The 16,675-nt window shown below is 60.9% G+C and carries 16 protein-coding genes; 7 read left to right on the top strand and 9 right to left on the bottom strand.

The features are described 5' to 3' along the window. Positions 1–2: 2 nt before the first annotated feature. From glcE to GHN92_RS12820, 6 genes are all read right to left on the bottom strand, one after another. Positions 3–1,064, bottom strand: coding sequence for a glycolate oxidase subunit GlcE (gene glcE, locus GHN92_RS12840; protein ID WP_153380326.1), 1,062 nt, complete (start codon positions 1,062–1,064; stop codon positions 3–5). Further along, positions 1,064–2,563 (bottom strand): glycolate oxidase subunit GlcD, encoded by a 1,500-nt coding sequence (glcD, locus tag GHN92_RS12835; RefSeq protein ID WP_153380324.1) that lies wholly within the window; start codon positions 2,561–2,563, stop codon positions 1,064–1,066. The genes glcE and glcD overlap by 1 nt, the downstream gene beginning before the upstream one ends. A 181-nt stretch (positions 2,564–2,744) precedes the next feature. After that, on the bottom strand, positions 2,745–3,290 hold the full coding sequence (locus GHN92_RS12830) for a DUF4410 domain-containing protein (RefSeq protein ID WP_095000130.1): 546 nt from the start codon (positions 3,288–3,290) through the stop codon (positions 2,745–2,747). A 90-nt stretch (positions 3,291–3,380) separates the two neighbouring features. Further along, positions 3,381–3,590, bottom strand: coding sequence for a hypothetical protein (locus GHN92_RS12825; RefSeq protein WP_095000131.1), 210 nt, complete (start codon positions 3,588–3,590; stop codon positions 3,381–3,383). A gap of 33 nt (positions 3,591–3,623) precedes the next feature. Further along, a complete protein-coding gene (locus tag GHN92_RS23865) occupies positions 3,624–3,791 on the bottom strand; it encodes a hypothetical protein (RefSeq protein WP_165446467.1) in 168 nt (55 codons plus the stop codon). Between the two features lie 151 nt (positions 3,792–3,942). Further along, positions 3,943–4,566 carry a TetR/AcrR family transcriptional regulator gene (locus GHN92_RS12820; RefSeq protein ID WP_095000132.1) on the bottom strand — a complete coding sequence of 208 codons (624 nt, stop codon included), beginning with the start codon at positions 4,564–4,566 and terminating at the stop codon, positions 3,943–3,945. A gap of 193 nt (positions 4,567–4,759) precedes the next feature. Here GHN92_RS12820 and GHN92_RS12815 point away from each other — a divergent pair, with 193 nt between their 5' ends. The 7 genes from GHN92_RS12815 to GHN92_RS12785 all read left to right on the top strand — a co-directional run bounded on the left by GHN92_RS12815 (position 4,760) and on the right by GHN92_RS12785 (position 14,285). Continuing rightward, positions 4,760–6,547, top strand: coding sequence for an ABC transporter ATP-binding protein (locus tag GHN92_RS12815; protein WP_153380322.1), 1,788 nt, complete (start codon positions 4,760–4,762; stop codon positions 6,545–6,547). After that, positions 6,541–8,301 (top strand): ABC transporter ATP-binding protein, encoded by a 1,761-nt coding sequence (locus tag GHN92_RS12810; protein WP_153380320.1) that lies wholly within the window; start codon positions 6,541–6,543, stop codon positions 8,299–8,301. The genes GHN92_RS12815 and GHN92_RS12810 overlap by 7 nt, the downstream gene beginning before the upstream one ends. Beyond that, a complete protein-coding gene (locus GHN92_RS12805; protein WP_095026285.1) occupies positions 8,301–9,242 on the top strand; it encodes an ABC transporter permease in 942 nt (313 codons plus the stop codon). The genes GHN92_RS12810 and GHN92_RS12805 overlap by 1 nt, the downstream gene beginning before the upstream one ends. After that, a complete protein-coding gene (locus GHN92_RS12800) occupies positions 9,239–10,189 on the top strand; it encodes an iron chelate uptake ABC transporter family permease subunit (RefSeq protein WP_153380318.1) in 951 nt (316 codons plus the stop codon). Before GHN92_RS12805 ends, GHN92_RS12800 begins: the two co-directional genes overlap by 4 nt. Further along, positions 10,186–10,965, top strand: coding sequence for an ABC transporter ATP-binding protein (locus tag GHN92_RS12795; protein WP_138737953.1), 780 nt, complete (start codon positions 10,186–10,188; stop codon positions 10,963–10,965). Before GHN92_RS12800 ends, GHN92_RS12795 begins: the two co-directional genes overlap by 4 nt. Next, the gene (locus GHN92_RS12790) at positions 10,962–11,957 is read left to right on the top strand and encodes a siderophore ABC transporter substrate-binding protein (protein WP_138737954.1); all 996 of its coding nucleotides are present in this window, start codon (positions 10,962–10,964) and stop codon (positions 11,955–11,957) included. The genes GHN92_RS12795 and GHN92_RS12790 overlap by 4 nt, the downstream gene beginning before the upstream one ends. 114 nt (positions 11,958–12,071) lie before the next feature. Continuing rightward, positions 12,072–14,285, top strand: a complete 2,214-nt coding sequence (locus GHN92_RS12785) for a TonB-dependent siderophore receptor (RefSeq protein WP_178102628.1) — start codon at positions 12,072–12,074, stop codon at positions 14,283–14,285. Between the two features lie 72 nt (positions 14,286–14,357). Here the strand turns inward: GHN92_RS12785 and GHN92_RS12780 are convergent, their stop codons facing one another. From GHN92_RS12780 to GHN92_RS12770, 3 genes are all read right to left on the bottom strand, one after another. Next, the gene (locus GHN92_RS12780; RefSeq protein ID WP_095000139.1) at positions 14,358–14,774 is read right to left on the bottom strand and encodes a hypothetical protein; all 417 of its coding nucleotides are present in this window, start codon (positions 14,772–14,774) and stop codon (positions 14,358–14,360) included. A 243-nt stretch (positions 14,775–15,017) separates the two neighbouring features. Further along, positions 15,018–15,764 carry an outer membrane beta-barrel protein gene (locus GHN92_RS12775; RefSeq protein WP_095000140.1) on the bottom strand — a complete coding sequence of 249 codons (747 nt, stop codon included), beginning with the start codon at positions 15,762–15,764 and terminating at the stop codon, positions 15,018–15,020. A 272-nt stretch (positions 15,765–16,036) separates the two neighbouring features. Further along, the gene (locus tag GHN92_RS12770; RefSeq protein ID WP_095023364.1) at positions 16,037–16,384 is read right to left on the bottom strand and encodes a DUF6124 family protein; all 348 of its coding nucleotides are present in this window, start codon (positions 16,382–16,384) and stop codon (positions 16,037–16,039) included. Positions 16,385–16,675: the final 291 nt, after the last annotated feature.

Genomic DNA, 16,675 nt, shown 5'->3' with positions numbered 1-16,675 from the left:
GTTCAAAGCTCCGCGTACAGGCGCCCGGGGTTGAAAATACCCTGCGGGTCGAGTTGTTGTTTGAGGCTACGCTGGTAGCGCATCAGAGCCTCCGGTAACGGCTGGAACGGGCTGTCGACAAGACCGTGGCTGTAGCAGGTGGCATGGCCGCCGACCTCGGTTACGACCGTGCGGATAAAGCTCGCCTCAGCATCCGACTTGAGCCAGCGCTGGGCACCGCCCCAATCGATCAACTGCTCACCGGGCAGCTCAAGTTCCGGGGTGTTGTTGGGCAAGGACAGGCGCCAGAGGGGCTGGCCCTCATCGAAGAAGCTCAATTGGTGTTCGTTGAGCCGTGTCCAGAACGAAGCGTCCAGGCGCTCGCCGCCCAGGCGTTCGTGAGCCGCCATCACCGAGCCTTCGCCACCCTCCAGGCGCAGGTGCAGGCGCTGGCCATCGTGGCAGGCAGCGCTGATCGGCAGCGGTTGCCGGCCCCATTCGGCGAGGCGCAGCAGGGCTCGCGCCGTGTCCAGTTCCAGGCTGATACTCAGGGATTGCCGCGGCTTGGGCAGCACCTTGAGTGACACTTCGGTGATGACTCCCAGTGCGCCGTAGCTGCCGGCCATCAAACGGGACAGGTCATAGCCAGCGACGTTTTTCATGACTTCGCCGCCAAAACGCAAATGCTTGCCGTGCCCGGTGATCACCCGGGTGCCGAGGACAAAGTCCCTGAGCGAACCTGACCAGGGCCGGCGCGGCCCCGACAGGCCGCTGGCAACCATGCCGCCGACCGTGGCGGCACCGAAAGAGGGCGGTTCGCAGGCCAGCATTTGCCCGGCTTTATCCAGCGCCTGCGCCAGCTCCATCAGAGGCGTACCGCAGCGTGCGGTGATCACCAGCTCGGTGGGGTCATAGCTGACAATGCCCCGATGGCCGCGGGTGTCGAGCACTTCACCGGCCACGCTGCGGCCAAGGAAGGCTTTGCTGTTGGCGCCCTGGATACGTAGCGGGGTGGCGTATTGCAGCGCCTGATTGACCTGCTCCAGCAACAGGGCGCTGGTATCGACATTGTCTGCACTGCGCATCAGAACCGCTCCAGTTCGGGGAAGGGCAGTTGCCCCATATGCACGTGCATGGCGCCCAACTCGGCGCAGCGATGCAGGGTGGGGATGTTCTTGCCGGGGTTGAGCAAGCCGCCGGGGTCGAAGGCGGCCTTGACGGCATGAAACAGGGTCAGTTCATCGCTGTTGAACTGCGCGCACATCTGATTGATCTTCTCGCGGCCTACGCCGTGTTCGCCGGTAATGCTGCCACCGACCTTGACGCAGAGCTCAAGGATCTGGCCGCCCAGGGCTTCGGCGCGCTCGAGTTCCCCGGGCTGATTGGCATCGAACAGAATAAGCGGGTGCATATTGCCGTCACCGGCATGAAACACATTGGCCACTCTCAGGTTGTAGTGGGTCGATAATCCGGCAATGGCCTGCAGTACGCCGGGCAACTCACGGCGCGGAATGGTGCCGTCCATGCAGTAGTAATCCGGCGCAAGGCGACCTACGGCGGGAAAAGCGTTCTTGCGCCCGGCCCAGAAGCGCACCCGCTCAGCTTCGTCCCTGGCCTGGCGCACGGAGCTGGCGCCAGCCCGTTCAAGCACCTGGCGCACGCGCGCGCAATCGTCATGTACATCGGCTTCGACGCCGTCGAGTTCGCACAACAAGATGGCGTGGGCCTCGACCGGGTAACCAGCATGAATAAAATCTTCGGCGGCGCGGATGGCCAGGTTGTCCATCATCTCCAGCCCTGCGGGTATGATGCCGGCGGCGATGATGTCAGCCACGGCGCGACCGGCTTTTTCAACCGAGTCGAAGGCTGCCAGCAACACTTTGGCGGTTTGCGGTTTGGGCAACAGTTTGACCGTGACCTCGGTAATGACCCCGAGCATGCCTTCGGAACCGGTAAACAGTGCCAACAGATCGAAACCGGGGGAGTCGAGGGCATCCGCCCCCAGGGTCAGGTGCTCGCCGTCAACGGTCAGTATTTCGATCTTTAGCAGGTTGTGCACGGTCAAACCGTACTTGAGGCAATGCACGCCACCGGCGTTTTCAGCGACGTTGCCACCGATCGAACAGGCAATCTGCGAGGACGGATCCGGCGCGTAGTACAGGTCATACGGCGCCGCTGCCTGGGAAATGGCCAGGTTGCGCACACCGGGCTGAACCCGTGCACTGCGGGCGTTGGGGTCGATATGAAGGATAGCGTTGAAGCGCGCCATTACCAGCAGCACGCCTTTTTCCAGGGGCAATGCCCCTGCGGACAAGCCGGTACCGGCCCCGCGTGCGACCACCGGCACGCGCAACTCATGGCAGATGCGCAACACGCCCTGTACCTCGTCCAGTTGGCGTGGCAGCACTACCAGCAGGGGCGTGGTGCGATAGGCGCTAAGCCCGTCGCATTCGTAGGGCTTGAGTTCTTCACGCTGATGCAGGACTTCAAGGTTTGGCAAGCGTGTGCGCAGGGTGCGCAGTAATACGGCTTTATCGACGTCCGGCAGGACGCCGTCGACGCGTTCATCGTAGAGAATGTTCATGGCGGCTCACGACACTCGATTGTTCTTATTGGAGGTCTGTTCCGTATGCAGCCTAGTCGCAAAGTGCGCCCTGTATCACTTGCAGGGTGATATCGGTGGCGCCGGTGTTGAAACCGGGGGTGATAAAAAGCGCTGTGCTACTGGCCCTTGAGGTACAAGGGCCCGCTTGCGGGGCAAAAGGTCAATAGGCCTTGGCGCTTTTGATATCGGCAATGATTTGCCGGGCGATGGCTTCGACCTGCTCCTGGGTCATGGCCGACATGACGCCTTCCCAGGCCGATGATGACGTATCGTAGGTCCGGGTCCCCAGCAACTGGCCGGTCTTCAGATCGGTGAAGTCTGCACTTGAGTTGACCCAGGCATTCCCCACCATGATGCCTGCGCCATACCGTGCACCCGGCGTGATGTAGCGGAAGTTGCTTACATTGATCTTGATGCCCACACCGTCTTTTCCATCAAGGCTGAGCAGTTGGGACTCAGCAAGGCGGTAGCCCTCTGCAGAGGCTTCGGCATGCAAGGCCTCCTTCCATTCTTGCTTCAGCAGGGGCCAGTCCTCGTTCTGTTGAACCTTGCTGTTGCCTTCAAAGTTGACGCGCAGGTTTTGCTTGGCTGTTGCCTGGATCGGCAGCATGGGGCTGCCACCGCTTTTAACCGAGGCCGCGCAGCCGCTCAACAGTGAAATGGCCACGGCACAGTACAGCGCAGACGAGAGTTTGGAAGCGTTCATTGAATGTCCATATTCTGGGGATGAACGCTATCTATACCGCAACGCCTCAGATTTTTCACCGGCTTTAATGGCTCTTGGCCAGTATCGGCATCAGTGAAGCGTCGCCGCCCGACCGATTTCGCCAATCCGGATCCGGTCCAGCGCCCGATTTAGAGCATCAAGCGCGTCGATCAGGGCCTTGGCCTCGGCTTCGCGGCCATCACCCCACAGGCGTTCGGCCATTTTGTTGAGGGCCTGGATCGATTGTTCTATGCCAGCTGCCGTAGCTGCCGGGTTTTCTGCGGTTTGCTTCTTGGACATGTCAAAAATTGCGCCATAAGTAATGGCTGCATACTAGCGCCGGATGCGGTTTTTTTGCCAACTGGCATCGCTGTGGAAGGTGCCTGTATCGCCACGCAGCACATAAAGGGTGGCCCTGTAGGCCGATGTCACCCGTGTGCATTGCAGGCCGCGAATCTTGTGGTACGCCCAGGCCCAGCCGTGGTTGGTTTTACTGCTCATCGGTGTGCCTGCGTTTTCATCATCTAGATCCTGAACGACATGAACCTGATTGGACTCGATTTCGCTCAGTAGTTCCCTGGCAATGACGGCTCAAACAAAATGATTTACATGAACAGTCATATGCAAGTTATTGATTTACATGATGTCAAACCTATGGCTTTGCCTGGAATTCCTCTTCATCCATGAGCACCAGTGCGCCAACGATCAGTGCACGCATGCCGCGGTCCAGCTCGGCCTCCATCTCGATTTCTTCGGCCAGGCGCTGGGCTTCTTCAACGGGCTGGCCGGTGACTGAATACACCGTGTCGGCTACGGCAATTCCGTGGAAGGCCACGGTTGCCAGCAGCCAGCGGGCCTGCGCCTTGGTAATGGCGTAGACCTGGGCGATATGGCTCTGATGCTCGTCGATCTTGGCGAGCATCGGTTGGGTCGCCGCCAAGCGGCGAATCACGTAGGGCGTCAAGCCGGGGTGGGCCTTTACAAACAGGCGCACCGAGGTGGCAAACACCGTCAGGTAGTCCTTGAGTTCACCACGCTGATCGGCGTCGACCCGCGGTATCTGCCAGCGGGTGAAGATCTCTTCGGCGATCAGATTCTTCAGCGCCTCCAGATTGGCAACATGCTTGTACAGCGCCATATGACTGACCCCCAAAGCGGCAGCAACGCCGACAAAAGTGATACCCGGCAGGCCGATCTCGATGCCTGCTTCGACGATGCGCTCGCGGGTGATGGTGCGAGGGCGCCCGCGGGTCGCGGGTGGTTGTGAGGCGTTCATGGCCGTTCCTTGATCGGTGAGGAGTGTCTTGTAGCTGTCTTGTCAGCATTTCGCAAATTAGTTTATAGTCATGCAACTAATTAAGGTTCTCATTTGCGAGCCACTATCAGTTGCGCATACACCCCCCTTGTTTGCGCTTAACCGGAATGCCAGTGGCCTTCCATTCTTATGACATTGCGGATGTTTGACTGGCATGGAAACTCCTCACACGGCTGCGGCCACACCCAAGATGCGTGACCCTGTCAGCCAGGTGCTTCACCCGATTCGTGGGCGGCTGCTGATTGCCGCCCTGCTTGCGGGCGTTGGCGCCATGCTGACGCTGGTACCGCTGGCAGGTATTGCGCATGTCGCCGGGCTGGTTCTGGGTGACAACGCAATCACTGCTCATGAGGTGTGGCGGGCAGTAGGTATCGGCGTGGCGAGTCTGTGCGCGGGCATGTTGTTGATATCCACCGGGGAGCTGCTGGCCCATCTGGCGGATAACCGTATTACCCACCACCTGCGCCTGGCCATTGTGCAGCGCCTGAGCCGCGTGCCCTTGGGCTGGTTCACCAGCCGGGGCTCGGGTGAGGTCAAGCAGGCGATGCAGGATGACATCAATACCCTGCACAGCCTGACGGCGCATTTCTACACCACCGTGGGGCGAGCGGTCGGCGCCATTGTGTTCTCGCTGGTCTACCTGTTTGTAATGGACTGGCGCATGGCAATTGTCTCGATCCTGCCGTTCCCGGGGTTCTTCCTGTTTTTTACCCGCGCCATGAAAGCCAGCGAGAGCAACATGCAGGCGTTTGTCGAGGGCATGGGGCGTATCGACAATGCCGTGGTCGAGTTCGTCAATGGCATCCCGGTAGTGAAGTCGTTCGGGGCTGTTGGCAAGGCACACGGCAGTTACCGTGAGGCCGTCGATGCCTTCGCCCGGGCTTTTGTCGGTTTCACTCGCCCGCTGGTGGGTTCGATGGCCAATGCCAACGCAATGATCGCGCCGGTCGCGGTGCTGGGCGGCGTGCTGGCGTTCGGCACCCTGTTCGTGGCACTGGGCTGGATCGCTGCGCTGGATGTGCTGCCGTTCGCCCTGGTGACTCCGGGCCTGTGTGGCCCCTTGCTGTTGCTGCACTACATCACCCATGACCTCAACAATGCAGTGGGTGCGGCCCGGCGTGTACAGGCCCTGCTCGATACACCGGTGCTGGAGCAACCGGCACCGGGCATGCAGCAGATGCCCCGGGGCAGCGAAATTGGTTTTGAGCACGTTGGCTACTGCTATGAAAGCGCCGGCCGGGGGCTGGCGGACATCAACCTGGTTCTCAAACCCGGCACGACCACCGCTGTGGTGGGGTGCTCCGGCGCCGGCAAGTCAACCCTGGCGCGCCTGCTGCTGCGTTTTTTTGACCCGACGCAAGGGCGTATCACCCTGGGGGGTGTGGATCTGCGTCAGATTGAGACGGCAACCCTGTACCGGCATATCGGTTTTGTATTGCAGGAGGTACGGCTGATCCACGCCAGTGTGCACGACAACATTGCCCTGGGCAGACCAACGGCCACCCGCCAGCAGATTGAGGATGCTGCGCGCACGGCCAATATCCATGCGCGCATTGTTGCCCTGCCGCGTGGCTATGACTCGGTGGTGGGTGAGGATGCGCAGTTTTCCGGCGGTGAGTTGCAGCGGGTGAGCATCGCCCGTGCCGTGTTGCTCGATCCGCCCGTGCTGGTGCTCGACGAGGCCACGGCGGCGGCGGATGCCGAAAGTGAAGTGGCCATCCAGGATGCACTCTCGCGTTTTGCCGGCGGCCGCACCTTGCTGGTCATCGCGCACCGGCTCGACACCGTGATGCACGCAGACCAGATCATCGTGCTCGACAACGGCACGATTCACGAGCAGGGCAGCCACGGCGAACTGCTTGCCCGCAAGGGCCTTTATGCCCGCCTGTGGGCGCAGGGCGACTACTCATTCTCTGCAGAACTGGCGGTGCCGTCATGCTGAAACCCTTGTTAGAACTGTTGGGCGACGACGCGCCCGTGCTGCATCGTTATGTCTGGATGGCAGTGTTTTATGGTTTGCTCAGCGGGCTGACACTCACCACCCTGGTACCGGTGCTGGGGCATTTGCTCGCTAACGATCTACGAGGTGCAGCATTGTGGCTGCTGGTGACGCTTGCCGGCATGGCTGTGTGCTGGGCCTGCCGGCGCCGGGTGGAGCGCGCCGGTGTCGCGGTGGGCGTGGCCCTTTTGCAGGGGGCGCGCCAGCGCATCGGCGACCATGTGGCGCGATTGCCCCTGGGCTGGTTTACGACGCAGAACACCGGCCATCTGGGGCATGTAATTACCCAGGGCATGATGGCGGTGGCGCAGTTGCCAGCGCACGTTTTCACCCCTGTGATCAGTGGCGCGGTGACGCCTTTGGTGATCGTCGCCGCACTGTTTGCCGTGCATTGGCCACTGAGGCTGATTGCGCTGTTGGGGCTTGCGGTACTGGCAGGGGCGCTGCTGTTGAACGCGCGCCTGGGGCAGCGTACTGACCGGGCTTTCCAGCGGCACTTCGCGGATGCCAGCCAGCGCATGGTCGAGTTTGCCCAGGCGCAATCGGTACTGCGCGCGTTCAATGGCGAAGGGGGCGGGACGCAGTTGCTGGAACAGGCGCTCGAGCGCCAGCGCCAGTCCGGGCTGCGCCTGATCTATCAGTCATCGCTTTCGGTGGTACTCAATACCTGGGTCGTGCAGGTGATCTTTGCGGCCCTGTTGATCGCAGCCGCCTTGTGGCTTAACGGCCTGATGGGCGACACGCGGGATAACGCTTCGGTGATTGCGGTAGTCGTTGCGCTGTTGTTGAGCAGCCGCTATATCGAGCCGTTGCTGGACGTGGCCGGTTATGCCGAGATCCTGCGCAGTGCCAGCGGTCAACTTGACGCGGTGCAGGCCATCTTTGCCGCCCGGCCCTTGCCGGAGCCGGATCAGCCACAACCGCCACGGGATGGCTCTATAGAGTTGCGCGCAGTGAGCATGGCTTACGCGCCCGATCAGGCCGATGTGCTGCATGATGTCAGCCTGCGTATTGAGCCGGGCAGCATGACAGCGTTGATCGGTGCTTCGGGCTCGGGCAAGACCACGCTGGTACGGCTGATCGCACGGTTTTTCGATGCGCGCGAAGGGTGCGTGCTCGTGGGTGGTGTGGATGTGCGGCACATGTCCGACAGCCAGTTGGCGGGTCAGATCAGTCAGATATTCCAGGACTGTTACCTGTTTCAGGGCAGCATTGCCGACAACATCCGCATCGGCAAACCCACCGCCAATGCTGACGAAATCCTCGAGGCGGCGCAGCAGGCCGGGCTTGGCGAACTTGTCGGGCGCTTGCCGCAAGGCCTCGACACACCGGTGGGCGAGGGTGGTGCACGGCTGTCGGGCGGTGAGCGCCAGCGTATTGCAATTGCACGCGCACTGATCAAGGAGGCGGCCATCTTGCTGGTGGATGAAGCCACTGCGGCGCTGGATGCCGAGAATCAGCACGTGATCGCCCGGACACTGGCCAGGTTGCGCGGGCAGCGCACGCTGGTGGTCATTGCGCATCAACTGTCTACGGTGTCGATGGCCGACCGGATCGTGGTACTGGATCACGGCCGGGTGGTCGAGCAGGGCACGCCCGCGGCATTGCTTGCCGCCAAGGGGCTTTACGCGAAGTTTCTTGAACAGCGTCGGGCTGCCAAGGGTTGGCGGGTGGCGAGCGGCAGTGAGCTGCAATGATGCGGGCACGATGGCTAGGGGTATTTGCCATGCTCTGCGTCACATCACTGCTGGTGGGGGCCCGGCAACTGGAGTGGTCGCAGCTGTGGTCCTTGTCGGGCGATGCCTGGCTGACGCTCACGGCCAGCCGCTTGCCGCGCCTGGCGGCGCTGGTGCTGACCGGGGCTGGCCTGGCAGTGTGCGGGGTGATCCTGCAACACATCGTGCACAACAAGTTCGTTGAGCCAGGCACTTCGGGCGGGCTGGATGCGGCCAGGCTCGGCATCCTGGTATCGCTGGCTGCGGTGCCCGGCGCCGGCACGACAGGGCGCATGCTGTTTGCGCTGGTGTTTTGCTTCGCCTCGGGGTTGATATTTGTCGTGATCATCCGCCGGATCCGATTCAAAAACACGGTGCTGGTGCCGGTCATCGGCCTGATGTATGGCGGCGTGCTGAGCGCCATTGCCGAGTTCTACGCCTACCACCACAACATCATGCAAAGCATGCAGGGCTGGCTGCTGGGCGACTTTTCCAGGGTGGTGCAGGGCAGCTACGAGATCATCTACCTGATCTTGCCGATTGTTGCCCTGGCCTATCTGTATGCCCACCGTTTCACCGTGCTGGGCATGGGTAAGGGCATGGCTACAAGCCTGGGCCTGAACTACTCGTCAAACGTTGCCCTGGGCTTGCTGCTGGTGGCGGTCACGGTATCAGCCACGGTCATCACGGTAGGGGCGATTCCTTTTGTCGGGCTGGTCATTCCCAACCTGGTGGCGCTGCGTTATGGCGACCACCTGGGCCGTACGCTGCCCATCGTTGCCCTGGGCGGCGCGTCAATGCTGCTGGTGTGCGACATCCTCGGACGGCTGCTGATTTACCCGTTTGAAGTGCCCATCGGCTTGATGGCAGGCAGCGTGGGCGGTGTGCTGTTCCTGGCGCTGATCATCTGGAGGCACCGATGAGGCGTCTGCAACCCCGGCATGGGGTATGGGTTCTGGTAGCGGCCCTGGCGCTGACCTTCGTGTTGTTGGGGTCGGGCATGGATTTTGATTATGTAATCCCCAAGCGGATCGCCCGGCTTATGGCCATGGTGATTGGCGGTGTGTGCATCGCCTGGTCGTCGATCACGTTCCAGACCCTCACCGGCAACCGGATACTGACCCCGGCAATCATGGGCTACGAGGCCATTTACCTGCTGTTGCAAGCCTTGCTGGTGCTGTTGCTGGGCACCAGCAGTGCGGTGTTACTGGGCAGTAACGGCAACTTTATGGTGTCTGTGCTGCTGTTGCTTGGCTACTCGTGGCTTATCCATCGTTACCTGCTGCGCAACGGCAAGAGCAACGTGTATTTCCTGCTGTTGGTCGGGCTGGTGCTGACGATGGTGATAGGCACGTTCACCCAGTTTGTCCAGCTCAAGGTCAGCCCCGGCGAGTTTTCGGTTTTGCAGGGTTTCAGCCTGGCTTCGTTCAACCGCGTCCAGCCGCAGCAGTTGCTGATTGCGGGGCTGCTGGTGGGCGCCGTGTGCCTGGTGGGCAGCAGAACCTTGGCAACCCTCGATGTGCTGGCGCTGGGGCGCGACCAGGCCATGTCCCTGGGGGTCGATTACCGGCGCAGCGTGCGCCTGCACCTGGCGCTGATTGCGGCACTGGTGGCGGTCTCAACCAGCCTGCTGGGGCCCACGGCGTTTATGGGCATCTTCGTGGCGAACATCACCTATGCGCTGGCCCGCACCTTCAGGCACCGGGTCACGCTGGCGCTGGGCAGCGTGATTGCCATCGGCATTTTCATCGTTGCGCAACTGCTGGTCGAGCATGTCTTCAACTACAAAACCACCGTCGGCATTCTCGTCAACCTGGTCTGCGGCGGGTATTTCCTGGTGTTGATGGTGCGTACCCGAGGAGCTCCATGATCACTGTTCACGGCATCCATAAAACCTATGGCAGCAAGACCGTACTACGCGGTGTCGACGCGAGTTTCCCGCCCCGGCAACTGACGGCGCTGATCGGCCCCAACGGCGCGGGCAAAACCACGCTGTTGATGATGATAGCGCGGCTGATGGAGCCCACGGCCGGTGAAGTACGCATCGAGGGGCGTGGGGTCGCGGGTATCGCGATTGGCGATTACGCCAGGCGCGTGGCCACTTTGCGCCAGTCACCGGACTTCAACCTGCGCCTTCGGGTGGAGGAACTGGTTGCCTTCGGGCGCTTCCCATACAGCCGTGGTGTGTTGACCGGCGAAGATCAACGGATCATCGACGAGGCCATCGCCTTTCTGTCGCTGCAAGCGCTGCGCCATGCCTACCTCGACGAACTCAGCGGCGGGCAGCGGCAGATGGCCTTTCTGGCCATGACCATCGCCCAGCAAACCGATTGCCTGCTGCTCGATGAGCCGCTGAACAACCTCGATATCAAGCACGCCGTACAGATTATGCGGGCGCTGCGCCGCTTGTGCGACGAACAGGGGCGCACGGTGATTCTGGTGGTGCATGACATCAACTTTGCCGCCAGCTACTGCGATCACTTCGTTGCGATGAAGGCGGGCGCGGTGCATTGCGCCGGCAGCGTTGACGAGGTGATCACCGAAGCGCGGCTGGGCGAACTCTACGGGCTGGACTTCGAGATCACCCACAGCCCGCGCGGTCGCCTGTGCAACTACTTCAACCCCCTGGAAAGAGACGCGAAATGATGATCCACAACAAAGATCGGTTATGGCCGTTGGCCCTGCTGCTCGGCGCGGCCGTGGCAGTGCAGGGCTGCAATGACAAACCGGCAGAGCCCCCACGGGCCGCCACCGCTGTGCAAGCCGTGCAGACGCCTTTTGCGCCGCTTACGGTGCAACACCAGTTGGGCACCACGGTCATTGAACGTGTACCGCAGCGGGTGGTTGCACTGGACATGAATGAAGTCGACTTCCTCGATCAACTGGGTGTCCCCGTGGCGGGCATGCCCAAGGATTTCATCCCGCACTTTCTCGCCCGCTATCGGGATGCACCGGGTGTCGAGGATCTGGGGTCGATTGTGCAGCCCAACCTGGAACGGGTACATGCCGCCAGGCCGGACCTGATCCTGATCACCTCACTGCAGGCCAACCACTATCAAGCCTTGAGCGAGATGGCCGCGACCGTTCATTTCGATGTCGATTATCGTGACAGCGAGACCCGCCATATCGAGGTGATCAGGCAGCACCTGCTGACCCTGGGGCAGATGTTCGCCAAACAGGGGCTCGCGCAGGAAAAAGCCCGGGCACTGGACGCGAAAGTCGAGGAGGCGAGAGGCATCACCCGCGGGCGCCCTGAAAAAGCGCTGGTGGTGCTGCATAACAACGGCGCGTTCAGCTCCTTCGGCGTGCAGTCGCGCTACGGCTTTATTTTCACCGGCCTGGGTGTCAAACCCGCCAGCCCTACGGCAGAGGCGGGGCTGCATGGGCAACCGGTATCCAGCGAATTTATCCAGCAGGCCAACCCCGACATCATCTACATCGTGGACCGTACGGCGGTAATGGAACACCGCCCGGCAATGGCTATCGAGAGCCTGGGCAACCCGTTGCTGCGCCAGACCAACGCCTGGAAAAACGGCCGGGTGATCGTTGTCGATCCCCAGGCCTGGTACGTCACAGGTGCCAGTCCGACCGCCCTGAAACTGGTAATCGACGATGTGATCAAGGGCTATCAGGGCTAACGCCTGAAGGCGGCTGCCAGGCATTTTTCTGGCCATATAACGATTCTCATTAAAACCATTCCTTAGATTCAGATTAACAAAAACCATTCCCTGCCAGTCCAACGGAGTCTTCACGTGAGTCACTGTCATTTTCCTACCCGCATTGCGCCCCCGCGCGCAATTTTTGCCCTGAACCGTACCGCCACGGCGGTACATGCCGTGTTGCTGACGCTGGCCATGACAAGCCTGGCAGCCCATGCCGAGACCATCCCTGACGAGAAAGAACCCGGCGCATCAACGCTGCCTGCCACGATGGTTGAGGGCCATATGGCCACCCCGGCCGACTTGCCGCCCGGTTACGCAGGCGGGCAGGTGGCCTATGGCAGCCGGGTTGGGCTGCTGGGCAACAAGGACTTTATGGAAACCCCGTTCAGTACCATCAGCTATACGGAGCAGTACATTGCCGACCGTCAGGCGCAGAACATCACCCAGGTGATTGCCGCAACTGATCCCTCGGTGTTTAGCAACGGCCTGACCGGGACCTTCAGTGAGAACTACTCCATCCGTGGCTTCGCCAGCAATATCAGCGACGTGATGATGGGCGGGCTGTTTGGGGTGGCCCCGTATTACCGGATTTCACCGGAAATGTATGAGCGTATCGAAGTGCTCAAGGGCCCGTCGGCCTTGCTCAATGGCATGCCGCCGGGAGGCTCGGTCGGAGGGGCGGTCAACCTGGTACCCAAACGGGCCGGCGACGAACCGCTGACACGGCTGACGGGCACCTATATGTCCGATGCGCAGTTCGGTGGCCATCTCGATGTGGGCCGGCGCTTCGGTGAAGACCAGCAATTCGGCGTACGCTTCAACGGTGTGTACCGTGACGGTGACGGCGCAATCAACCACCAGCGGCAGAAAGCCGAGCTCACGTCCCTGGGCCTGGACTGGCGCGGTGAACGCGTGCGGCTGTCTGCCGACCTGTATCAAAGTGAAGACCGTGTGCGCGGGCAGAACCGCGGTATCAACCTGGCTTCCGGTGTGGCCGTGCCCAAACCGCCCAAGGCCGACACTCTGCTCAACCCTGACTGGGCCTATGTGCAAACCACGGACCGGGGGGCCATCGTGCGCGGTGAGTTCGACCTGAGCGACAACCTGATGGCTTATGCGGCGTATGGCATGAGCACAACCCATTACGAGTACAGCGGCACCATGATGGCGACGGTGTTCAACGACGCGGGTGACTTCAAGACCTCCATGGGCCAGTTGAAAATGGACCTGGAGAAAACCTCCGGCGAGGTCGGCCTCAAGGGCAACCTGCACACTGGCGCGATCAAGCATCAATGGACCCTCAATGCCACACACTACGGCGACACTCAAAAGGACTACGGGCGCCGCTCGGTGCCGGGCGCGGACTGGGTCACCAACATCTACCACCCACAGTGGGGGCCAGCTGCGGCCAAGAGCTTCCCGTACATTGCCCATACCAAGAGCCGCCTGACCAGCTATGGCCTGGCCGATACACTGTCGGTTCTCGAAGACCGGGTGCAACTGACCCTGGGTGTACGTCGCCAGCAAGTGCTGACCGACAGCTTCAGCACATCCACCGGCGCACGCATCAACCGCTATGACGAAGGCGCCACCACCCCGGCAGCGGCACTGCTGGTCAAGATCACCGACCAGGTGTCGGTGTATGCCAACTACATCGAAGGCCTGAGCGAGGGCGCGGCGGCACCGATGACGGCGAAAAACTTCGGTGACGTGTTCGCCCCCTACAAGTCCAAGCAGAAGGAAGTAGGCCTCAAGGTAGACCTCGGTGACTTCACCCACACCCTGAGCCTGTATGAAATTACCCGCCCCAGCAGCTACCTGGACCCGGATACCAATATCTTTTCCTTTGGCGGCGAGCAGCGTAACCGAGGGGTCGAGTGGGGCTTTTTCGGCTCGCCGCTGCACGACGTACGCCTGATGGGCGGTGTGGCCCATGTCGACCCGAAAATCACCAAGGCCCAGGGCGGCACCAACGAGGGCAAGACCGCCATTGGCCAGCCCCGGCTGCAGGGCAAGCTGGGTGTGGAATGGGACACCCCGGTCATCGAAGGCCTGACACTGACGGCCAACGCCACCTCGGTGTCCAAGCAATACATCAGCGCCGATAATACCCAGTCGATACCGGGCTACACGGTCTACGACCTGGGCACACGCTACAGCACCCGGGTGGCCAGCCAACCGGTGACGTTGCGTGGGAGTGTGAACAACGTGACCAACAAGGCCTATTGGGGGACGCCGCTGTTGTCCAGCCTGGGCCTGGGTGCGCCGCGTACCTTTGAGTTGTCCGCGACCATTGACTTCTAAAGGCGGGCCGCCAGATATCGAATAAAAAAGCCCGACACGAAGTCGGGCTCTTGGCCATTGGACACTGGAAAGTCAACGGTGCTTATGTTTGTGCTTGTGCTTACCCTTGCCGCCGGAGCTGTGTCTGTCGCCGTCGTCGCCAAGGTTATTGCCCACTGCACCACCTACTGCGCCACCCAGCCCGGCACCAATGGTAGAGCCGGTGGAACCGCCCAGTTGACCGCCGATAAGCGAGCCGCCAGCGCCACCGACGCCGCCACCGATGGCGGCTTCGGTTTTACTGCCTCTGGGTGCACCCACTGCACTACCGGCAGCGGCGCCCACACCTGCACCGATGGCCGCTCCTGAAGAGCCGCCCAGCTGTTGACCGACAATATTGCCCAGTGCGCCGCCAACACCGCCTCCGACCGCGGCAGATCCATCCCCGGCAGCCATTGCTCCCTGCGAAATCACGATGCCCAGCACCAGGGCGGGTAATGTAATACGCATGTCATTCACCTGAATCGAAAGTGATCAAGAGATGTATGCAGGAGAGTAAGAATCCTGCCTGTGCAGAATTTGACGGCTTACCAGGCATAAAGTTCGATAACGGCATAGCGTCCTCTATTTGCAGGAAGCAAATAGATTTTCCGCAGCAAAAGGCTCATTGAGTGATGCCTGAATCAGGCAGGGGCAGCCGCGGCGATGCGGCCGATGCAGGCCCCGACAGCTGAAGGGGCCTGCCAGAAGCGATCAGAATGCCAGACCGACCTTCACGCCGAACTCGTCACGCTTGAGTTTGGTGTTGTCGGCAATCGGCGAATCTTCGTCGATTTTGTACTCCGTACGGGTGTAGTACACGCCTGCATTGATCGGCATATCACCGTTCTGGTTCATCAGCAGCGAAACTTCAGCGTAGGGGTTGGTGCGGTCTTTCATGTCGACGTTGCCGCTGCCGAAGCCGTCGACTTTCAGCCGTGCGCGACCATCCATAGCGTGACGGGCGCCTACTTCTACACGCAGGGTCGAGGTGTCGAACTGGTGGTTGTAACCCAGTGCGGCCTTGGCAAACGGCGATTTGAAGGTCAACGTTGTGTCCAGGTCGTTTATTTCAGGTTCGAAACGGGTCCAGCTGTAACCGCCACCGACGATAACGTCGACGAAGTTGCGGGCATCCAGCGCTGCGCGCCAGCCAAGGTCGAGGTCGGCCTGGGCTTCCTTGAGCTTGTTGTCGTTTTTCTTGCTGTATTTGGCTTCACCACCGATCTGGTAGATGAAACCGGATTCGGCGGTCATCTTGTTGCCAAAGTTGGCGAACACACCGGCCTGACCCATATCCTCCTTGTCGGATTTGCTACCACCTTCGAATTTGAACTTGGTGTAGGAGCCCAGTAAACCGACGGTGAAGAGCGGGTCAGTGCTTGGGGCTGCCATCACTGCCAATGGTGCGCCGAACAGCGCCAGGGCACAGGTGTGACGCAGCAGTTTTGCGGTAAGCATTCGTGAATGTCTCCATGACGTAGATAAAAATGTTTACGGCTATTTAGATATAACGACTCTGATAAGTTCAGAGCGAATCGATAAGAAGCTAAAACCCGCTCCGAATCAAGTTTTGCTGCCCCATGCCCGCCGGGGTCTTTTTTGACCTTGAGCCGTTGTGGCTGCTTACCGCTATTGCAGGTTTGAGGGCTGTAAACCCGTGGCCATAGATCCCGGAGGAGCAAACACATGAAAGAAATAACGCGCCTGTCGCCAATCAGGCGCGTGCTGCTTTAGTGCGTTACCAGCGTGTCCAGCGACTTGTCGACATACCCCTTGGCCAGCTCCACCAGGTGCAGGGTCGACAACACCAGGTCGCGCGCAGGGCCGCTCAGACCATTCCCCGCCTCATTCGCGCAGGCACCCGCACAGCGCAACAAGTCTGACGCCTGGGCCAGGGCCGCTTCTGAATTGACACTGGACGGGATGGCAAACAGGGCCGTGCCCGAAGCGCGAACGGGCCTATGGCCTTGCAGGTAGAAATTGAGCGCACGGTCGGTGGCGGCACGGTCCAGCAACGGGTCGTTACCGTCAGCAGCATCGAGGGGTAAAACGGGTGGGTCGGGGGTGATCTTTTTCATGGCTTAACTCCAAACACGTTAAGGAAGCTGCCACTTTTAGCTACTAAACGAATGGGTGGCAGCCGTGCACAGGTTAGTAGACCGGCGTGTTTGGGAACCGGTGTGCCCGAGGGCACCCTGCGCACGGCCACCATAAAACGCAGGCCGTAAAAAGCGCCTCACGGAGGTGGCGCCTTGCGCCAAACACTAAAACCGGGCTACTAAACCCGACCGCTGATTTTGCAGCGATGGGACGAGACTATTCCCCGATTTTAGGCGGCGCAAGCGAGCAAGATTTTCTAGGATGTTTCA

Origin of the sequence: Pseudomonas sp. FSL R10-2964 (genome assembly GCF_009600035.1) — a bacterium.
Lineage (GTDB): Bacteria > Pseudomonadota > Gammaproteobacteria > Pseudomonadales > Pseudomonadaceae > Aquipseudomonas > Aquipseudomonas bubulae.
The sequence above is the reverse complement of the archived record's forward strand: the minus strand, read 5'-3'. Positions and strand labels throughout refer to the sequence as shown.

Excerpts from the sequence above, each read along its gene's own strand:
- GHN92_RS23865 (WP_165446467.1), bottom strand. The coding sequence starts at position 3,791 with ATGAGCAGTAAAACCAACCACGGCTGGGCCTGGGCGTACCACAAGATT.
- GHN92_RS12805 (WP_095026285.1), top strand. The coding sequence starts at position 8,301 with ATGCGGGCACGATGGCTAGGGGTATTTGCCATGCTCTGCGTCACATCA.
- GHN92_RS12780 (WP_095000139.1), bottom strand. The coding sequence starts at position 14,774 with ATGCGTATTACATTACCCGCCCTGGTGCTGGGCATCGTGATTTCGCAG.
- GHN92_RS12790 (WP_138737954.1), top strand. The coding sequence starts at position 10,962 with ATGATGATCCACAACAAAGATCGGTTATGGCCGTTGGCCCTGCTGCTC.
- GHN92_RS12770 (WP_095023364.1), bottom strand. The coding sequence starts at position 16,384 with ATGAAAAAGATCACCCCCGACCCACCCGTTTTACCCCTCGATGCTGCT.
- GHN92_RS12815 (WP_153380322.1), top strand. The coding sequence starts at position 4,760 with ATGGAAACTCCTCACACGGCTGCGGCCACACCCAAGATGCGTGACCCT.
- glcD (WP_153380324.1), bottom strand. The coding sequence starts at position 2,563 with ATGAACATTCTCTACGATGAACGCGTCGACGGCGTCCTGCCGGACGTC.
- GHN92_RS12820 (WP_095000132.1), bottom strand. The coding sequence starts at position 4,566 with ATGAACGCCTCACAACCACCCGCGACCCGCGGGCGCCCTCGCACCATC.
- GHN92_RS12775 (WP_095000140.1), bottom strand. The coding sequence starts at position 15,764 with ATGCTTACCGCAAAACTGCTGCGTCACACCTGTGCCCTGGCGCTGTTC.
- GHN92_RS12810 (WP_153380320.1), top strand. The coding sequence starts at position 6,541 with ATGCTGAAACCCTTGTTAGAACTGTTGGGCGACGACGCGCCCGTGCTG.
- GHN92_RS12800 (WP_153380318.1), top strand. The coding sequence starts at position 9,239 with ATGAGGCGTCTGCAACCCCGGCATGGGGTATGGGTTCTGGTAGCGGCC.
- glcE (WP_153380326.1), bottom strand. The coding sequence starts at position 1,064 with ATGCGCAGTGCAGACAATGTCGATACCAGCGCCCTGTTGCTGGAGCAG.
- GHN92_RS12830 (WP_095000130.1), bottom strand. The coding sequence starts at position 3,290 with ATGAACGCTTCCAAACTCTCGTCTGCGCTGTACTGTGCCGTGGCCATT.
- GHN92_RS12825 (WP_095000131.1), bottom strand. The coding sequence starts at position 3,590 with ATGTCCAAGAAGCAAACCGCAGAAAACCCGGCAGCTACGGCAGCTGGC.
- GHN92_RS12795 (WP_138737953.1), top strand. The coding sequence starts at position 10,186 with ATGATCACTGTTCACGGCATCCATAAAACCTATGGCAGCAAGACCGTA.